This is a genomic window from Collinsella sp. AM15-2 (assembly GCF_003471985.1).
Classification (GTDB): Bacteria; Actinomycetota; Coriobacteriia; order Coriobacteriales; family Coriobacteriaceae; genus Collinsella.
In genome coordinates this window covers 1-1,506 of record NZ_QRKO01000019.1, presented here as the reverse complement: position 1 = coordinate 1,506, position 1,506 = coordinate 1, and the positions used below count along the sequence as shown (strand labels likewise).

The following is a 1,506-nucleotide window of genomic DNA, read 5'->3' as shown; positions in this document are numbered from 1 at the left end:
GGTGGCGCGCGCAGACGTGGTGTAAGAGCGTCCCGAGGTCCGTCGCTGCAAGTCCCGATGTTACTCCTTCTTGAGACCGCGCCTCTCGACTATCTCGTCCACTATCTCCCTGGCGCGCCGCCCGAGCGCGCGGCGCCTCCCCTCTGTCGGGGCCGGCCTGTCCGCGGGCTCGGCGAAGCCCTCGGCGGCCGAGGCCTCGGAGAACACGCGCTGCTGGGACCACTGTCCCTCGGTCTCCATGAGGCTCGCGCACGTCAGGCGCAGCATCGACTCCCTCGAGGGGAAGGACTGCACGACCCTGTAGCGGCGCTTGATCTCGCGGTTGGCGCGCTCCTGGACGTTGTTGGTGCGGAGCTTGGCCCAGTGCGCCCTGGGGAAGGCCGTGAACGCCAGCGCGGAGTCCTCGGCCTGCTCGAAGACCTCGCCGGCCCTGGCGGACACCGACGCCACCCAGGGCGCCGCCTCGGCCCACACGCAGCGCGCGAGGTCGGGGTCGTCCTGGTAGACCGCGGCGTGCACGAGGTCCCTGACGGCCGCCTTGGAGTCCTCGGGCCTGCCCGAGCAGGCGCTCTGGAGGTTGCGCTGCAGGTGCGTCACGCAGCGCTGCCAGGCGCAGCCCTGGAACAGGCGCGAGACGGCGGCCACGAGCCCGGCGTGGCTGTCGGAGACCACGAGGCGAACGCCGGCCAGCCCGCGCTCGCGCAGCCCGCCGAGGAATGCCGCCCAGGAGTCCTCGCTCTCGGTGTCGACCACGTCGCAGCCCAGGAAGTGCTTGCGCCCGTCGGCGCCCAGCCCGATCGCGGTCACGACGCCCTGCGAGACGACCGACGAGCCGACCCTGCAGCTCATGTAGGTGGCGTCGAGCCACAGGTAGCAGCACGGCGTGCCCGACAGGTCGCGGCGGCGGAACTCCGCCACCTCGGCGTCGAGGTCGGAGCAGAGGCTCGAGACCTCCGAGCTCGACAGCGAGGATATGCCCAGCTTGGACGCCACGCGCTCGACCTTGCGGGTGGACACGCCGCATACGTACATCTCCTGCACGATGGCGGCCACCGAGGTGTCGACGCGCGACCATCGCGCGAGCATGCCCTCGGGGTAGTAGGTGCCGTGCCTGAGCTTGGGTATCTCGAGCTCCACGTCGCCCACGGCGGTCTTGAGCGACCTGGGGCGGTAGCCGTTGCGGCTGTTCTCCCTGCCGTCGCTGCGCTCGTTGCGGCTCGCGCCGCACATCTGCTGGGCCTCGGAGTCCATCAGCGCGTTCATCACGCTGCCCAGCACCCTGCACGCGAACTCGCGCGCGTCGCCGCACTCCTGCCAAAGCCTCGCCGCCTCGAGGGCCTCGTCGCGGCCGAGGCGCAGTACACTCTCTTCTTGGGGCATCGCCTTTCCTTCCATTCGTCACCTTCATTACTCCAACGACGAATTCTAGGCGGTGTCCCCTCCCTTTCAAGAAAGGGCGGAGGCGGGGCATTCCCCGCCTCTTACACCACATCTCTGCGCGCTACC

1 protein-coding gene is annotated in these 1,506 nt (G+C 70.0%); it reads right to left on the bottom strand.

The features are described 5' to 3' along the window. Window positions 1-60: 60 nt before the first annotated feature. Window positions 61-1,380, bottom strand: a complete 1,320-nt coding sequence (locus DW171_RS08045) for an IS256 family transposase (RefSeq protein WP_233502389.1) — start codon at window positions 1,378-1,380, stop codon at window positions 61-63. Window positions 1,381-1,506 lie beyond the last annotated feature (126 nt).

What these genes read in the sequence shown, in the direction of transcription:
- DW171_RS08045 (WP_233502389.1), bottom strand. Translation starts at nt 1,380, where the DNA reads ATGCCCCAAGAAGAGAGTGTACTGCGCCTCGGCCGCGACGAGGCCCTC.